Genomic DNA, 16,744 nt, shown 5'->3' with positions numbered 1-16,744 from the left:
GACAAAGAAAAAGGACACCCGAACAGGCATCCTTTGTTTCGCTGGTTATCGTCTTCCCCCGGTTTGGCCGCGGCGTTTACAAGATGGCAAACAACTGCTTTTCTTTATCGGAAATCGTGGATAGGGATGGGGACGGAGCGAGCGGCAAATAAATCGATACCGTCGTTCCTTTATGTATTTCGCTTTCAATTCGAATTGTTCCGTTCATTGATTCGACAATGCGATAGACGACCATCATTCCGAGCCCCGTGCCTTTGACGCCTTTCGTCGTAAAATACGGTTCGCCAAGCCGTTCGAGCTGTTCTTTCGTCATGCCAACGCCGGTATCAGCGATGCGGATGAGCACACGTCCGTTGTCAATGGAGACGTATACTTGCAACGTCCCGCCGTTCGGCATCGCTTCAATGGCGTTTTTCATGATATTGAGCAAACATTGGCGGAACTTTTCCCGTTCTCCCATTACGGAAAACGAGGCGAGCGATGCCTGAATGTCGACGCAGCTCATATTGGCGAGCGGACGGATGATGTCGATGGCCCGCTTCACTTCCAGTTTGACGTTCAGCTTTTCCGGCATCTCCGGGGCCGGCTTGGCGAATGTCAAGTAATCGGTGATGATCGCTTCCGCCCGGTCGAGCTCCTCCAACGCAATGCGGGCGTACTGGCGGCGCTTTTCAGCGGCAAGCGGCTGCTCTTCAATCAGCTGGATAAACCCGCGCGCCGCTGTCAAGGGGTTGCGGATTTCATGAGAGATGGAGGCGGCCAAATGGGTGACCGCTTCCATTTTTTCGGCACGGATGATCCGTTTGCGCAACGCCATGTTATGGTACACCATCTCGCGGGCGGCGCAAACGATGAGCATGCTGATGGGCTGTACAAACAAAAAGATAAGCGCAACGGAAGGCGGAGGAGAAACCGCAGCAGCCATCCACTCCGCTATGGCGACGGTCAATAGGCCAGAGCCGAAGCTGAGCGATGCAGCGAACAGCGTGCGCTGTTTGGTTGGCAGCTCGACAAACCGTTTTGTCAATAAACTGCTTGTTGCAGCGATGGCGATGGAAACGACGACGGTGACGAAGACGCCAGCTCCGCCGAACAGCGAGCGGTAGGCGATCGCCGTAAACGCTAAAACCGTCGCCGCCCCCGCTCCGCCGTACAAACCGCCAAGCCACAGAGGAATTTGCTGCAAGTCGAAGATGAAATTGCTCTCTGTTCCGACCGGAAGAGTGATGCATAGGACGATTACAATGGCGTAACAAGCGGTCGGCAAATACAGGCGGAGGCGCTTTGGCCCTTTTTCTTGCTCCGTCCATAGCGGGACAAGAAACACCGGCAGGAGAATAAAAAACAAGTTCAGCAAAAAGTCTTTGAAAATATTCAGCATCGCGGCACCTTCTTTCCCATCGTCAAGATGTATAACCAGAATTTCTACAAAAACTGCGAATATATTACATTGTAACCGGAACATCACGGGTCTGTTAAGGTGAAATTAATAGTCTTTTTTTGCTATAAATCTCGTTTTTTCGACAGATATAGGCAAAAAGAACTGTTTTGTTCTTAGTCAAAAATTCCCTTTCGTTTTTTGGAATTATTCTATAATATTTTAATTGTATATATTTTCTATCAACCTTTTATTTGATATGGAGGGATGTTTTTGAAGAAACGGTCGATCACATCACTTGTTGCTGCGCTGTCGCTTGGAATGGGCCTATGGGCAGTGCCGGCGGCCGCCCCGCAGGCCGCCAATTCGGGAGCACCTTTGGCAGCCAGGCACGGCGGTCCGGTCGATTTGGCGGTGGCGAATGAAGAGAAGCTGGCGGAGATGTTGAAAAAAAGCGGCAAGCTTCGCGCTGACGCCACCCCAGCTGAGGCGGAAGCAGCGGTGCGCGCCTATTTAAAACAAAAGGCGGCCCACACTTCGAAAGAAAAAGGAGAATTGCACGAATACGAGGCAAAGCGGGCCGATGTGCTGCGCGAGAAGGGGCAGAAAAACAGTATTTTGAATGGGAAAGGAAAAAAGCTTGGCCAGACGAAAAAAGATTCCGTTCCGTCTGTCAAGCCAGAGGCATGGAACGGTGGCAAGCGGGTGGACCGCGTGCTCGTTTTGCTCATTGAATACCCGGATTTTCCGCACAACCGCATTCACCCGAATGAGACGGATATGTATTATAAAGATTATACCCGTGAACATTATGAAGACATGATTTTCGGCGGGGACGACGGCTATTACGCAGGACCGAACGGAGAAAAACTCATCTCGGTGAAAAAGTATTATGAAGAGCAATCAGGCGGCAGCTATTCGATCGAAGGAAAAGTGGCGGGCTGGTATCAGGCGAAGTATCCGGCTAAATACTATGGCGGCAACGTGCCGACCTCGGATGGCAATGACGCCAATCCGCGGGCGCTTGTGCGCGAGGCGCTGGCGGCGGCTGCGAAAGACCCGAGCATCAATTTGCGCGAGTTTGACCGAGAGGATCGGTATGATTTGGATGGCGACGGCAACTACCGCGAGCCGGACGGCTTGATCGATCATTTGATGATCATCCACTCGAGCGTCGGTGAAGAGGCGGGCGGCGGTTCGCTCGGCGGCGACGCGATTTGGTCGCACCGCTGGAATTTGGGATCGGTCTATCGCATCCCGAACACAACAACCGATGTGCCGTATTGGCGCGGCCAGCTGGCGGCGTACGACTACACAATCGAACCGGCCGATGGGGCGGCAGGGGTGTTTGCCCATGAATACGGCCACGATTTAGGGCTGCCGGATGAATATGATACGATTTACTCCGGCTTGGGCGAGCCTATTGCCTATTGGTCGATTATGTCCAGCGGGAGTTGGGCGGGGCGCATTCCGGGCACGGAGCCGACCGGCTTCAGCGCCTGGGCGAAACAGTTTTTGCAATCGACGATGCCGGGAAGCAACTGGCTGACCGGGGCGACCGTTGAATGGAATGAGATTACAAAAGACGGTGTAGAAGTATTGCTTGACGAAGCAAGCACGAAAGGGACGAACAACGATGCCGTGCGCATCAACTTGCCGGACAAAGAAACGGTCATCACGACCCCGCCAAGCGGTGTGTACGCCTATTTCTCTGGAAGCGGAAACAACTTAGATCATACGATGGCAACGACGATCGATTTGACGAAAGCGTCCAAGGCGACGCTGGCATTTGATACATGGTATGCGATTGAGAAAGACTGGGATTATGGGGCGGTAGAAGTAAAACCGCATGGCAGCAACGAATGGACAACAATTCAAGGAAACATTACAACGACCGACAATCCGTACAGGCAAAACCCTGGCAACGGCATTACCGGTACGTCAAACGGCTGGGTGAAGGCGGAATTTGACTTGTCGGCCTATGCAGGACAAACGATTGACCTCCGTTTCCATTACATCACTGATGCGGCGGTGTCGGAAGCCGGCTGGTATATTGACAACATCCAAGTGACAGCTGATGGGGCAATCGTGCTTGCCGACGACGCCGAAGGGGACAGCGCCTTTGCGGTGGAAGGCTTTGAAAAGAGCGATGGTAAGCGGTATTCGGATCATTACTATTTGTTGGAATGGCGCAACCACCGCGGCGTCGATGAAGGGCTCGCCCATATTTTGCGCGGCGACCGGCTTCTTTCGTACGATCCAGGGCTTGTCGTCTGGTATGTGGATGAAGGCTATGACAACAACTGGACGGGCGTCCATCCGGGCGAAGGGTTTCTTGGCGTTGTGGATGCCGACCAGCATACGTTAAAATGGTCGGGCAATACGACAGCGCCGACTCGCTATCAAGTGCACGATGCGGCGTTCAGCCTGCAAAAAGGAGCCCCATTCCGCGTGGCAATCAATGGCTCACAGCTGATCGACAACGATACATCGCCGACGCCGGCGTTTGACGACAGCCGGTCGTATGACAATAAAGGGGCCGTCGACGCAGGGCGGAACGTGCCCAACTACGGGTTGAAAATCCGCGTGATCGGCGAAAGCGCTGACCGCACCGCAGCGCGTGTGTTGATCCACCGCTGACCACCTCCAAAGGCGCACGGAACATTTCCGTGCGCTGAACATTTATCTTAATTAGGCGAGAAGACTCCCCTTCAACGAAGCAAAGCGGAGTAAGTGGGAGATGAATCGCCTTAACTATATTTTGCTGAAAATAGGATAGATTCAGTAAAATATAGTATCATATCAGGCGTGTTGATTATCCAATAAAATCCAAAGGGTATAGAAAAAAGAGCACCTTTCCTGTAGAATGTGAGTAACGACACAAACAAACCCAGGAGGTGCTCTCTATGAACAAGCATACCACACTCCCGAATTTGATGCAAAAACTTGTTTCGGATGAAGAGATTCAACTGATTGCCGAAGCGGTTGGGTATCGTGATTCGTCTCGAACCTTTACGTTGCGCGAGTTGATTCACTTCTTCCTGCTGGCCGCCATGCATCAATGGAAAAGCTTTCGCCACGGAGCCGATGTGGGGCCTCTGTATGGATTGCCGCGATTCCATTATTCCACAGTATCCAAGAAAGCGAAAGAAGTTCCCTATGACATCATGAAACGCTTGTTGGCGTTGATCATTTCCAAGTGCAACCGCCAAACCCGCCGTTCGCTTCGGTTTCCCAAACCGCTTCGGGTGGTGGATTCGACGACCGTCACGGTCGGGAAAAACCGCCTCCCATGGGCTCCGTATCACGGCGAACGCGCCGGAGTGAAGCTGCACGTCGCGTATTCGCCGGAATCCTCGTTGCCGGCAGACGTGGTGGAAACCATCGGACTGCGTCATGATGGCCCGGTGGGAGAACAGTTGACGAACGCTCAACAAGTGCTCGTGGAAGACCGGGCGTATTTCAAAATCGAACGCCTCGATCGATTTGTGGAGCAGCATCAGCTCTTTGTCATTCGAATGAAGGACAACATCGAACTTCATCAGAAAAAAAGCTTGAAACGCCTTTCCAGCACATCCTCATCGGTTCAAGCCGACTTCACGTGCCAGTTGGGGACGAAACAATGCCGCTCCACCAAGCGTCACCGGGTAGTGATCTTTCGAGATGCGAATGGCCGCGACATTCGGGTCGTGACGAACCTCTTCCATGCGTCTGCGGAAACCATTGCCGACATGTACCAACAACGTTGGACTGTTGAGGTCTTTTTCCGTTGGGTGAAGCAATATCTGAATGTCCCGACCTTGTTTGGCACGACGGAAAATGCGGTATACAACCAACTGTTTGCGGCGTTCATCGCGTATGTGTTGCTGCGATGGCTGTATGATCAAACCAAAAAACAGACGAACGTCTCTCTTTCCTTCATTTCGTTCGTTCGCCGTTTTTTCTCTGGGCAGCTTCCTCTCGATTGGAAATCCGGGATGGCCGCTGCTTTGTTTGAGTATGCCCAAATTTATGGAAGGCGTATGTATAATTTTGGATAATCAACACTCGTGGTATCATATAGTTAGATGGGAGGTGAAAACATGTATTTTTGTATCAAACAACAGCTAAATGGTTTGACCAAAGAAGAATACTTGACTCTTCGAGAACTGTGCCATATTGCCAAGAACATGTACAACGTCGGATTGTACAATGTCAGACAATACTATTTTGAACACAAGGAATTTCTTAATTATGAGAAAAACTATCATCTTGCCAAAACTAACGAAAACTATAAGCTGTTAAACAGCAACATGGCACAGCAAATTTTAAAAAAGGTCAATGAAGCCTTTAAATCTTTCTTTGGTTTGATCAGTCTTGCCAAACAAGGAAAATATGACCACAAGGCTATCAGTATTCCAAAATATCTTAAAAAAGATGGCTTTCATTCACTGATCATTGGCCAGATTCGTATAGACGGCAACAAATTCACGATACCGTATTCTCGCCTATTTAAAAAGACTCACAAGCCTATCACGATAACGATTCCGCCTGTGTTACTGGACAAAAAGATTAAGCAGATTGAAATCATTCCTAAGCATCATGCCAGGTTCTTTGAGATTCAGTACAAATATGAAATGCCTGAAGATCAAAGAGAATTAAATGACCAAAAAGCACTGGCAATTGATTTAGGATTAAACAATGTTGCCACTTGTGTCACATCAGACGGCAGATCATTCATCATTGATGGGCGGAGATTAAAAAGTATCAATCAATGGTTTAACAAAGAAAATGCCAGACTTCAAAGCATAAAAGATAAGCAAAAAATCAAAGGCACCACTCGTAAACAGGCTTTGCTTGCTATGAATCGCAATAATAAAGTGAATGATTATATCAACAAGACTTGCCGTTACATCATTAACTACTGTATTGAAAATCAAATTGGCAAACTTGTCATTGGCTATGCGGAAACATGGCAATGCAATATGAATCTAGGAAAAAAGACAAATCAAAACTTTGTCAATATTCCTCTCGGTAACATAAAAGAAAAACTAGAATATCTTTGTGAATTTTACGGCATTGAATTCTTGAAACAGGAAGAATCCTATACGTCTCAAGCCAGCTTTTTTGACGGCGATGAGATTCCTGAATATAATGCCGACAATCCAAAAGAATATAAGTTCAGCGGCAAACGTATTAAGCGCGGCTTGTATCGAACAAAGTCTGGCAAACTAATGAATGCTGATGTCAATGGCGCATTAAACATCTTAAAGAAAAGTAAAGCTGTAGACCTGAGTGTCTTATGCTCTAGCGGCGAAGTGGACACGCCTCAAAGAATAAGGATTGCTTGAAGCAGTCAAACTTCTTTGGAAGCCCCCACTTCAAATTTTCGCTAGAAAATTAAGTGGGGGTAGTTCACAATCATAAGTAGGATCGGATGAGAAGGGGGAACAATCAGAATGGAATGGTATGAACAGCTGTCGGCGTGGATTGCCGAGAAGCAGCCGGTGCGTGTAAAAACCTATCAAGGGGAAGCGGTCGTGCTGCCGGTCAAGCTGTATCAGGACACGCGCAAACTGTTTGTTTACAACCGGCAAATGCGTCTAATGAACATTCCGTTGGACCGGCTCATTTCCGTCGAGCCGACGCGCATCATCGGTTCCTTTGACCGTCAGGGAGAAGAGGCCATGGTACATACTCGTTGAACGGAGGGCACGCGTCTTTGGGCGCGTGTTTTTTTTTTGATGGTGGTCGGCTGTTTCTGCCTGCGGTCTGTTCTGTTGCGCTGGGCTCTATCCCCAATGAAGGCGGCATTCGCGTTGCGATGTGCCAGGGAGCGGAATGGTTTTTTGTTGCATAGGCAAAGACCATCTTTTAGAATGGAAAGGACGAACGACTGACCATAAGGGGGAAGGAACATGCATGGCAAACGGATTGCCTTATGCGCGTCACGCAAACTGGACGAAATGACAACGCTTATTGAAAAGCAAGGAGGAACGGCCATCATTCGTCCGGCGCAAGGGACCGCCTTTTCAAAGGGAAGCGAACTGGGAGAGGAAATGCGAACCGTCATCGCCATGCGGCCGGACTGGATCGTATTTACGACGGGAATCGGCTTTGAGGCGCTGTTGGAAGCGGCCAACCGGGAGGGAATGGCTGCTCAATGGCATCGAACGATCAAGGAAGCGAACGTGGCTGCCCGCGGCTATAAAACGGTGACGGCGTTGAAACAAATCGGCGTCACCCCGGTGGCCGCAAGCGAGGACGGGACGACGAAAGGGTTGATTGCTGCTCTTTATGGGCACGACTTTGCGGAAAAAAACGTTGTTGTACAGCTGTACGGCGATACCGCGCCAGCCTTGAAGCAGTTTTTTCTTGAACAAGGCGCTTTGTATACGGAATTGTTGCCATACCGGCATATCGCTCCGGATGAGGAGACACTGGCGACATTGTATAAAGAAATCGTCGGGCGCGAAGTCGATGCCGTCTGTTTTACATCGGCGATGCAAGTCCGCTTTTTCTTTTCGTTCGCCCGCGAGAAAAAAGAGATCGCACCGCTCTTTGACGCGTTTCGCACCGATGTCGTGGCCTGCGCCGTTGGCAAAGTGACAAAAGAAGCATTGGAAGAAGAGGGAGTCGATCGCGTCATCGCCCCGGAACATGAGCGGATGGGAGCGATGATTGTGACGCTTGCCCGTTATTTTCAACAATAAGCTCTGTTGAGGGTTGTTTTATATCAATTGTCCAACCTGCTATATAAGAGATCATCTTTTTGTTAAATGTTTTATATTGTGTTTCATCAAAAATGCTAAACTGTTTATTTTTTGTCACAGTTTTTCGAACATTTTCCGCTTATAATAAAACTGGGTATGTATTTTTCATATGAAAGGGCGGGGTGAGCATGAAACGAAGCTCATTCCAGCAGATGGCGAGCACGGTTCGGCGGGGATTTGCTACGGCGCGTCGCTCATGGGGGCGAGCGCGCTGTTTTTTTTGCGCTTGCCTGTCGGCGGTGTGATATGACTCACAACGATGGAGATGCTGCACACAGTATAATGGAAACAACGGACGGATCATAAAAAGGAGGAATTGATGATGCATTCATTTTGCCATATGGGCGGCCCTGAAGGGGTGAAATTATGCGCCGGTCTGGCGCAATTAAAACAAGAACACGGCCCGCTGCGCGCCCAAATGGAGCAGCTGCTTGCCGCAGCGGAGGCGATCGGCCGCGGGGAAAATGACCGCAACTGGCGTGAGCCGCTCGCTGATTTGAGAGAAAAAGTTGAATCGTTCGTCGCCGCCCTAGATCCGCATTCGGAGCGGGAAGAAGGCGTATTGTTCCCAATGATGGCTCGGTACATCGGGCGGACGACCGGCCCTATCGCCGTTATGGAATACGAACACGAACAGGCGAAAACGCGCCTTTCCATGTTTTTAGAAAAGACCGCCCAGCTGCCGGAGAACATCGACAGCAGGCAGGCGTTGACGCTTGCCGGCGCGGTGATTGAGGCGTATCATATTTTGGATGAGCACTTCATGAAAGAGGAGAACGTACTCTTCCCGATGGCCGAGCGGTTGTTGTCCGATGCGGAGAAAGAGGAGCTGTTTGCGCACATTAACTAAGTAACAAATGGAAAACAGGATGCCCCAAACGACGGGCATCCTGTTTTTTATTATTGGTTCATTTGTTGGCCGGTTGTTATGCATGATCGTTAGGGTATGCGGAAGCGCACGTTGTTTCGTTCCCGCCGCCGTTAAAGTTGACAGGCCGGCTGTTAGGCAATCGGTTGCCCCCTCCGCCTGTTCAGTTTAGGGTTCCTGATGTGACGCCCGCCGCTCGCTTACTTGGCGCGGTTGACCGGCTCTGCTTGTTTTGGCATTCGCTTTCGATAGACGACGTAGCTGCGCTGCAAGTAGCGGAGCGGGAAGCTGAATACGTGAACGAGGCGGGTGAACGGCCAGACGGCGAACAAACCGAATGCAGCGAGAATATGAATCTGAAACCAAAGCGGCACCGCTTCCATATAAGCTGGGTTCGGACGGAACGTAAGAAGGCCGCGAAACCACGGGCCGATTGTCGTCCGGTAATCAAACCCGTGCGAATCGATGTTCAGAAACGTCGACGACAACCCGCTGGCGATCACGACAAGCAAAAATCCGAGCGCGACCCAGTCGCCGGTGCTGCTTGTCACCCGTACGCGCTTGACCGTCAAGCGGCGGCGAAAAAGGATCACGAAACCAACGAAGGCCGCCAAGCCGGCCGGAATGCCGCCTGCCAAGGCGAGGGCGTGGTACATCTCTTCTGTCACGCCAAGCGCCTCGTAAAACGGCTCGGGAATGAGAATGCCCATCACGTGGCCGACAAACACGAACAAAATGCCCCAGTGAAAGAGAAGGCTTCCAAGGCGCAACTGCCGTTTTTCAAGCAGTTCGCTTGATTTGGATGTCCAGCCAAACTGGTCGTGCTGGTAGCGCCAAATATGGCCGGCGACAAATAGGACAAGCGCTAAATACGGAACAATCACCCAGAGAAATTGGCTGGCCATGCCGTTGCACCTCCTTTCGGGAGCGGCGTCACGCCGAGTTGAGTGAATGTGTGATTGAGCGCGTCAAACAGCTGTGCATACGGGCTGCCTGCCGCTGCCAGCCGGTCGCCGATTTCGCGGATATGGCCGGCATAATCGGCGAGCAAGGCGGTCGTATGCTCTTGATCTGCATAGGCCATCCATTCAAGCATGAGCGGCAAGTAGTCGGGCAGCTCGTGATCGGAGACGGCGAATCCGGCCGCCTCGTAGCGCGCTTTTAAGGCGACGAGTTCGATTCCGCGCTCCCGCTGCTCGCCGTTTGTCATATACGTCAAGTACAAATTCGTTTTTTTGCCGAAATCAAATGTTTCGACATATTGCTCCATCCGCTCTCGAGCCGGGGTGACCGCGAGCTGTTCGGCCACTGCCAAAAGCGGCGCGCGGACGGTTTCATCGTCAAGCGAGCGGATGGCGTCTAGGCAGTCAGGAAGCGATTCGGCCCACTGTTCGTCCGGGTAAGACAACAAATACGATACACATAGAAAGACCGTTTGTTGTTGTTCGCTGTTCATCGTAAATCCTCCATTTCATTATTGAAGGGGGCGGGGCTCGCCTTCTTTCTCCTTTTACAGCGTGCCGCAAGCGCCCGGGCCGCCGGCGAACGCCAGCCCGCAGCTGCCTTGTTCGGCGTAGAGGTCAGCGACTTCTTCGCGGTGCGATGCTGGAATGACGAAGCGGTCTTCGTATTTGGCAATCGCGAGCAAACGGTACATCTCTTCAATGTCTTCACGGCTTAAGCCGAGCGATTCAATGAGACGGGTGTCCGGCTGTTTGTTCGTTTGTTTCGCCCGCATATACGAACGCATGGCCGCCATTTTTTTCAACGTCGTACGGATGTGCGCCGTATCGCCCGCCGTCAGCAAATTCGCTAAATATTCGATCGGAATGCGCATTTCATCAATGGCCGGGAAGATGTCATCGGCGCTCGCTTGGCTTCCTTTTCCTTCGATCGTATTCATGATCGGGCTCAGCGGCGGAATGTACCATACCATTGGCAGCGTCCGGTATTCCGGATGCAGCGGCAAAGCGATTTTCCAGTCGACGATCATTTTGTAAATCGGCGAGCGCTGTGCGGCGGCGATCCATTCGTCTGGGATGCCCGCTTCTTTCGCGGCGGCGGCGACGGCTGGATCGTTTGGATCAAGGAAAATATCAAGCTGGGCGTGGTACAGCTGTTTCTCATCTGTGACGCTCGCCGCTTCTTTCACTTTGTCAGCGTCATACAGCATCACACCGATGTAACGGATGCGGCCGACGCACGTTTCCGAACAAATCGTCGGCATGCCGGCTTCGATGCGCGGGAAGCAGAGCGTGCATTTTTCCGCTTTGTTCGTTTGCCAGTTGAAATACACTTTTTTGTACGGACAGCTTGTGACGCAATACCGCCAAGCGCGGCAGGCGTTTTGGTCGACGAGGACGATGCCGTCCTCGTCGCGTTTGTACATGGCGCCTGACGGGCAGCTCGATACGCATGACGGATTGAGGCAATGCTCGCAAATGCGCGGCAAGTACATCATAAAGACATTCTCAAATTCCGTTTGGATCGCCTGCTCCATTTTGACAACGTTCGGATCACGCAAACCGGTGATATGGACGCCGGCCAGATCGTCTTCCCAGTTCGGCCCCCATGACAGCTCCATCCATTCGCCGGTGATGCTTGATTTCGGCCGCGCCACTGGCTGGTATTGTTTTAGCGGGCTGTTCGTCAACGTTTCATAGTCGTAATTCCACGGTTCGTAGTAATCGTCGATCGTAGGCTGGTACGGATTGTAGAACAAGTTGACGAGCCGCATCGCTTTCGAGCCGGATTTGAGCCGCAGTTCGCCGTTTTTCAACTCCCAGCCGCCTCTATACTTCTCTTGGTTTTCCCATTGTTTCGGATAGCCGATTCCGGGTTTCGTTTCAACGTTGTTAAAGTACATGTATTCAGCGCCGGGGCGGTTCGTCCATGTGTTTTTGCACGTGACGCTGCACGTATGGCAGTCGATGCATTTGTCCAAATTCATCACCATGCCGACTTGCGCTTTAATCTTCAAGCCAATCAACCTCCTCGAGTTTGCGGATGACGACGTACAGGTCGCGTTGGTTGCCCGTCGGTCCGTAATAGTTGAATCCGTAGCTTAACTGTGCATATCCGCCGATCATATGCGTCGGCTTTACGTGGATGCGCGTCGGGCTGTTGTGTGTGCCGCCGCGGTTGTTTGTCAGCTTCGTGCCCGGCACGTTAATATGACGGTCTTGCGCGTGGTGCATAAACGCCATGCCGCGCGGCAGCCGGTGGGAGACGACGGCGCGGGCGACGACGACGCCGTTTTCGTTGAAACATTCGATCCAGTCGTTGTCGTTGATGCCGGCTTCGGCCGCATCATCTTTGTTCATCCACACGGTCGGCCCGCCGCGGAAAAGCGTCAACATCGGCAAGGAGTCGAAATACATGCTGTGGATCGACCATTTGTTATGCGGCGTCAAATAGTTCAAGATGACTTCCTTTCCGTTTTCTTTCGGGCGTTTGTTTGAAAACGGACGGTGCGGCAACACCGGCTTGAACGTCGCCATCGTTTCGCCAAACTCGCGCATCAGTTCATGATCGATGTAAAACGACTGCCGGCCGGTCAACGTCCGCCACGGGATGAGCCGTTCGACGTTCGTCGTAAACGGCGAGTAGCGCCGCCCGCCTTTTTCCGAGCCGCTGAACGCCGGCGAGGTGATGACCGTTTTCGGCTGGGCGGTGATTTGTTCAAACGTAAAGCATTCTTCCTCGCGTTCTTTCGCTAAATCGGCCAATTTCAAATCCGTCTTTTTCTCAAGCGCCTCCCACGCTTTCACCGCCATTTTGCCGTTTGTAGTTGATGACAGCGTCAAAATCGCTTCAGCCGCTTTTTTCGCTTCGCTGATATCCGGGCAGCCGTCGGCGATGGAAGCGCGCCGGACAGTGCCGAGCCGGCGTTTCAACTGTTCATACTCGTCTTTCGCTGACCAGGCAATCCCTTTTGTGCCGATCGGCTGGCGGGCGACGTTCGGACCCAGGGCGGTCATTTGATCGTAAATGAGCGTATAGTCGCGCTCGATGACATGAATGTTCGGCATCGTTTTGCCCGGAATCGGTTCAGTTTCGCCTTTGCTCCAGTCTTTCACTTCACCGAACGGCTGCGCCAGCTCTTGCGCCGTATCGTGCAACAGCGGAGTGGCGACGACTTCTTTCATTGGCTTTAAGCCGGCTTGTTTGGCGACATCAGATACGGCTTTCGCGAGTGATTTGAAAATATCCCAGTCCGAGCGCGCTTCCCAGAGCGGAGGCACGGCTGGATTGAATGGATGGACGAACGGATGCATATCCGTGCTGCTTAAGTCATGTTTTTCATACCATGTCGCTGCCGGCAGGACGACATCGGAGTAGAGCGCTGTGCCGGCCATGCGGAAGTCCAAGTTGACAAGCAGATCGAGCTTGCCTTCCGGCGCTTCATCGCGCCAGCGGATTTCTTCCGGGCGCAGGCTGTCGCGGTCATCGTTTAACAAGCCGTTCGTCGTGCCAAGCAAATGTTTTAAGAAGTATTCGTGCCCTTTGCCGGAGCTTGAGATTAAGTTGGCGCGCCAGACGATCAAGTTGCGCGGAAAATTCGCCTCGTTGTCCGGATCTTCGATCGCAAACTGCAATTCTTTCTTTTTCAGCTGTTTCGCGACGTAGGCGCCGATCTCTTCCGGCGTGCGGGCTCCATGGCTTACTGCTTCGTTATACAGCTCGATGCCGTTTTTGTTAAACGTCGGGTACGACGGCAGCCAGCCAAGCCGCGTGGCCAAGACGTTGTAATCGCCAGGGTGTGAATAGCGCGCTTTTTTGGCCAGCGGTGAGATGAGCTCATCGACCGGCCGCTCTTCATAGCGCCATTGGTCGGTCGCAAAGTAAAAGAATGACGTGCCGTTTTGCAATTTCGCTGGTCCGACCCAGTCGCGAGCGGTGGCGATTGTCTGCCATCCTTCCACCGGCCGCAGCTTTTCCTGCCCGACGTAATGGGCCCAACCGCCGCCATTCACCCCTTGGGCGCCGACGAACAAGACAAGGTTCAAGACGGCGCGGTAAATCGTATCGGAGTTGAACCAATGGTTGATCCCGGCGCCGACGATGATCATCGACCGGCCGTTTGTGTCGATCGCGTTGTCGGCAAACTCACGGGCGATTTTCACGACGAGTTCGCGGTCGACGCCGGTGATCGCTTCTTGCCATGCTGGCGTGAATGGCACCTCGTCATCGTACGAGCGGGCGACTGTGCCGCCGATGCCGCGGTCAATGCCGTAGTTGGCCAAAATCAAATCATAGACGGTCGTGACGTAAACGTCTCCTGTTACGGTTTGCACTTTTTTCACTGGAACCGCGCGTTCGATCGTTTTTCCGCCCTCAGCGGTGAAATATGGAAGCTGGATCGAGATGACTTCATCTTCGCTCCCTAAAAACGACAGGCGTGGCTCAAGCGGCTGTTCTGTTTCCTCATCAACAAGACGCAAGTTCCATTTTCCTTTGTCTTCCCAGCGAGCGCCGATCGTTCCATTCGGCACGACAAACGAGCCGGTGTTTTCATCATAGATGACCGGCTTCCATTCGGCATTGTTCGTTTGTTTGCCAAGGTCTTTCGCCAACAAGAAGCGGCCGGCCGTCCATGTGCCGCCGTTTTGTTTTAAGGTGACGACAAACGGAAAATCGGTGTACGTTTTGGCATATCGTTCAAAATATGGAACGGTCCGTTTGACGTAATATTCGTTTAAAATAACATGTCCCATCGCCATCGCCAAGGCGCCGTCCGTCCCTTGCTTCACCGACAGCCAGTCGTCGGCGAATTTTGTCGACTCGGCGTAATCTGGGCTGACGGAGACGACTTTCGTGCCGCGGTAGCGCACTTCGGCTAAAAAGTGAGCGTCCGGAGTCCGGGTGAGCGGGACGTTCGAGCCCCAGGTGATGATGTAGCCGGCGTTGTACCAGTCGCTTGACTCCGGCACGTCCGTTTGGTCGCCCCAAATTTGCGGCGACGCCGGCGGCAAGTCGGCGTACCAATCATAGAAGCTTAACATCGGCCCGCCCATCAGCTGCATGAAGCGCGATCCGGCGGCATGGCTGACCATCGACATGGCTGGAATCGGGGAGAAGCCGACGTTGCGGTCCGGGCCGTATTTGACGACCGTATACAATAAAGAAGCGGCGACAAGCGTCAATGCTTCATCCCAGCTGACGCGCACGAATCCGCCCTTCCCGCGCGCCTGTTTGTAGCGCTTCGCTTTTTCGCGGTCTTCAACGATGCTTTTCCACGCCTCAAGCGGGTTGTTTGGATGATGGGAGAGCGCCTCGCGCCACATGTCAAGCAAGATGCCGCGGACATACGGGTATTTGACGCGCAGCGGGCTGTACATATACCATGAGAAGCTCGCGCCGCGCGGGCAGCCGCGCGGTTCAAAGTCCGGCATATCCGGCCCGGTCGACGGATAGTCGAGCTGCTGTCCTTCCCAGGTGACGATGCCGTTTTTGACGTAAATGTTCCAGCTGCACGACCCCGTGCAGTTGACGCCATGGGTCGAGCGGACGACTTTGTCGTGCTGCCAGCGGCGACGGTACGCATCTTCCCAGGCGCGGTCGCCGTAGGTTGTTTCGCTATGGCCGTCGGCTTGGCGCTCGATCGGCCGAATATATTTGAAACGGTTGGTGAGCGGAGATCGTTTTCGTTTCATTTGCTTCACTCCTTATTAGCGTTGTGCACTTTTAACTATAGCCATGATGTCAATAACGCGATGTTAACTTTGTCACACTTGGTATCATTGTCACAAATCCGTCAAAAAAACGAACGAATATTCTTTTCTGTGGTATAATGGGGAAAACGATAAAAGTTTGAGGGGATTTCGTTGCGATACTCCAGCCATGTCATTGCCACATTATGCCTCGGCGCGGCGGCGGCCGCGCATACAAAGCTGCCGTTTACCGCCGCCTATACGGCGGGGCTTGTCATCGGCAGCCTTCTTCCTGACATTGACGAGCCGTCGTCATACGTCGGCCGCCGTTCGTTCGGCGTCGCGGGGAAAGTAAAAGAAGCGTTCGGCCATCGCGGCATGACGCATTCGCTCATCGTCTGGGGGGTGCTTGCCGCCCTCGTCTGGCGCGACTCGGCGTCGCTGTTTACCGCTGGGCTCGTGCTCGGCTACTTGTTTCATATTGTGGAAGACTTTTTTTCTGTTCAAGGGGTGCCGCTGTTTTGGCCGTTTTCGTCCAAGCGGTGGAAAGTGCCGCTCTATCGGACGGGAAAAGGGATGGAGAAAGCATTGGTTGGCATCGCTTGGATCGCATTCGTCTATTTTGGCGTCAACGGCTTGTTTCACGAATGGTGGCGGTCATGGTTGTCGATGTGGTAACGGCGTCCGATCAAAAAAAGGAAAAAAGAGGTGCGGCGGCGAGCTGCCGAGGTATCTGGATTCGATCGGTTCGGACTTGAAAAATCCGGATGTGAAAGAGCTGGCATACGAGAAAACGCCGACCGCTTCGCTTCTTCAGCTGGCTAGGCCGATGGCACAGACAAAAGCGAAACTCGATCGCATCGTCTGTCCGGCGTTGATTTTTGTCTCCGACGAAGATCACGTCGTGCCGCCGGGAAACGCCGACATCATCTTTCAAGGTATTTCATCGACGGAGAAAGAGATCGTCCGCCTCCGAAACAGCTACCATGTGGCGACGCTCGATTACGACCAACCGATGATTATTGAACGGTCTCTCGAATTTTTCGCCAAGCACGCCGGATAAAACGAATCGGTATATGGCTGATCCTGTTCA

At 52.5% G+C, this 16,744-nt stretch carries 12 protein-coding genes and 2 pseudogenes; 9 read left to right on the top strand and 5 right to left on the bottom strand.

From position 1 onward, the window contains the following. Window positions 1-76: 76 nt before the first annotated feature. Window positions 77-1,381, bottom strand: a complete 1,305-nt coding sequence (locus tag NSS88_RS16545; RefSeq protein WP_049626255.1) for an ATP-binding protein — start codon at window positions 1,379-1,381, stop codon at window positions 77-79. A gap of 270 nt (window positions 1,382-1,651) precedes the next feature. Here NSS88_RS16545 and NSS88_RS16540 point away from each other — a divergent pair, with 270 nt between their 5' ends. The 7 genes and pseudogenes from NSS88_RS16540 (at window position 1,652) to NSS88_RS16510 (ending at window position 8,980) form a co-directional block, all read left to right on the top strand. After that, complete coding sequence (locus NSS88_RS16540; RefSeq protein ID WP_049626257.1) at window positions 1,652-4,018, top strand: immune inhibitor A domain-containing protein; 2,367 nt, start codon at window positions 1,652-1,654, stop codon at window positions 4,016-4,018. Window positions 4,019-4,284: 266 nt separating this feature from the next. Continuing rightward, window positions 4,285-5,418, top strand: a complete 1,134-nt coding sequence (locus NSS88_RS16535) for an IS4-like element IS5377 family transposase (protein ID WP_015375695.1) — start codon at window positions 4,285-4,287, stop codon at window positions 5,416-5,418. Between the two features lie 42 nt (window positions 5,419-5,460). Continuing rightward, window positions 5,461-6,708 (top strand): RNA-guided endonuclease InsQ/TnpB family protein, encoded by a 1,248-nt coding sequence (locus tag NSS88_RS16530; protein WP_341085454.1) that lies wholly within the window; start codon window positions 5,461-5,463, stop codon window positions 6,706-6,708. A gap of 108 nt (window positions 6,709-6,816) precedes the next feature. Continuing rightward, window positions 6,817-7,062: a hypothetical protein gene (locus NSS88_RS16525; protein WP_055358315.1), complete on the top strand. Its 246-nt coding sequence runs from the start codon at window positions 6,817-6,819 to the stop codon at window positions 7,060-7,062. Window positions 7,063-7,275: 213 nt separating this feature from the next. Beyond that, complete coding sequence (locus tag NSS88_RS16520) at window positions 7,276-8,070, top strand: uroporphyrinogen-III synthase (RefSeq protein ID WP_049625990.1); 795 nt, start codon at window positions 7,276-7,278, stop codon at window positions 8,068-8,070. 169 nt (window positions 8,071-8,239) lie between these two features. After that, window positions 8,240-8,335 (top strand): annotated as a pseudogene (locus NSS88_RS16515) (pyruvate synthase alpha chain); the annotation flags it as partial. Between the two features lie 117 nt (window positions 8,336-8,452). Beyond that, a complete protein-coding gene (locus NSS88_RS16510) occupies window positions 8,453-8,980 on the top strand; it encodes a hemerythrin domain-containing protein (protein ID WP_055358317.1) in 528 nt (175 codons plus the stop codon). 218 nt (window positions 8,981-9,198) lie between these two features. Here NSS88_RS16510 and narI read toward each other — a convergent pair whose 3' ends face one another. The 4 genes from narI to NSS88_RS16490 are packed head-to-tail and all read right to left on the bottom strand — an operon-like array spanning window position 9,199 to window position 15,654. Continuing rightward, a complete protein-coding gene (narI, locus tag NSS88_RS16505) occupies window positions 9,199-9,903 on the bottom strand; it encodes a respiratory nitrate reductase subunit gamma (protein WP_055358318.1) in 705 nt (234 codons plus the stop codon). Then, the gene (gene narJ, locus NSS88_RS16500; protein WP_014195921.1) at window positions 9,879-10,454 is read right to left on the bottom strand and encodes a nitrate reductase molybdenum cofactor assembly chaperone; all 576 of its coding nucleotides are present in this window, start codon (window positions 10,452-10,454) and stop codon (window positions 9,879-9,881) included. The genes narI and narJ overlap by 25 nt, the downstream gene beginning before the upstream one ends. A gap of 54 nt (window positions 10,455-10,508) precedes the next feature. Next, window positions 10,509-11,978, bottom strand: coding sequence for a nitrate reductase subunit beta (gene narH / locus NSS88_RS16495; RefSeq protein ID WP_340994596.1), 1,470 nt, complete (start codon window positions 11,976-11,978; stop codon window positions 10,509-10,511). After that, entirely contained in the window at window positions 11,968-15,654 is a 3,687-nt protein-coding gene (locus NSS88_RS16490; RefSeq protein WP_340994597.1) for a nitrate reductase subunit alpha, read from the bottom strand. Before NSS88_RS16490 ends, narH begins: the two co-directional genes overlap by 11 nt. Window positions 15,655-15,825: 171 nt before the next feature. On the opposite strand from NSS88_RS16490, the gene NSS88_RS16485 reads away from it, so the two are divergent. Beyond that, window positions 15,826-16,329, top strand: a complete 504-nt coding sequence (locus NSS88_RS16485) for a metal-dependent hydrolase (protein WP_049625993.1) — start codon at window positions 15,826-15,828, stop codon at window positions 16,327-16,329. A 34-nt stretch (window positions 16,330-16,363) separates the two neighbouring features. Continuing rightward, a pseudogene (locus tag NSS88_RS16480) lies at window positions 16,364-16,714 on the top strand (alpha/beta hydrolase); the annotation flags it as partial. Window positions 16,715-16,744: the final 30 nt, after the last annotated feature.

Origin of the sequence: Geobacillus sp. FSL W8-1251, from assembly GCF_038005945.1 — a bacterium.
GTDB classification, from domain to species: Bacteria; Bacillota; Bacilli; order Bacillales; family Anoxybacillaceae; genus Geobacillus; species Geobacillus stearothermophilus.
Note: the sequence above shows the minus strand (reverse complement) of the source record. Positions and strands in the feature narration are given on the sequence as shown.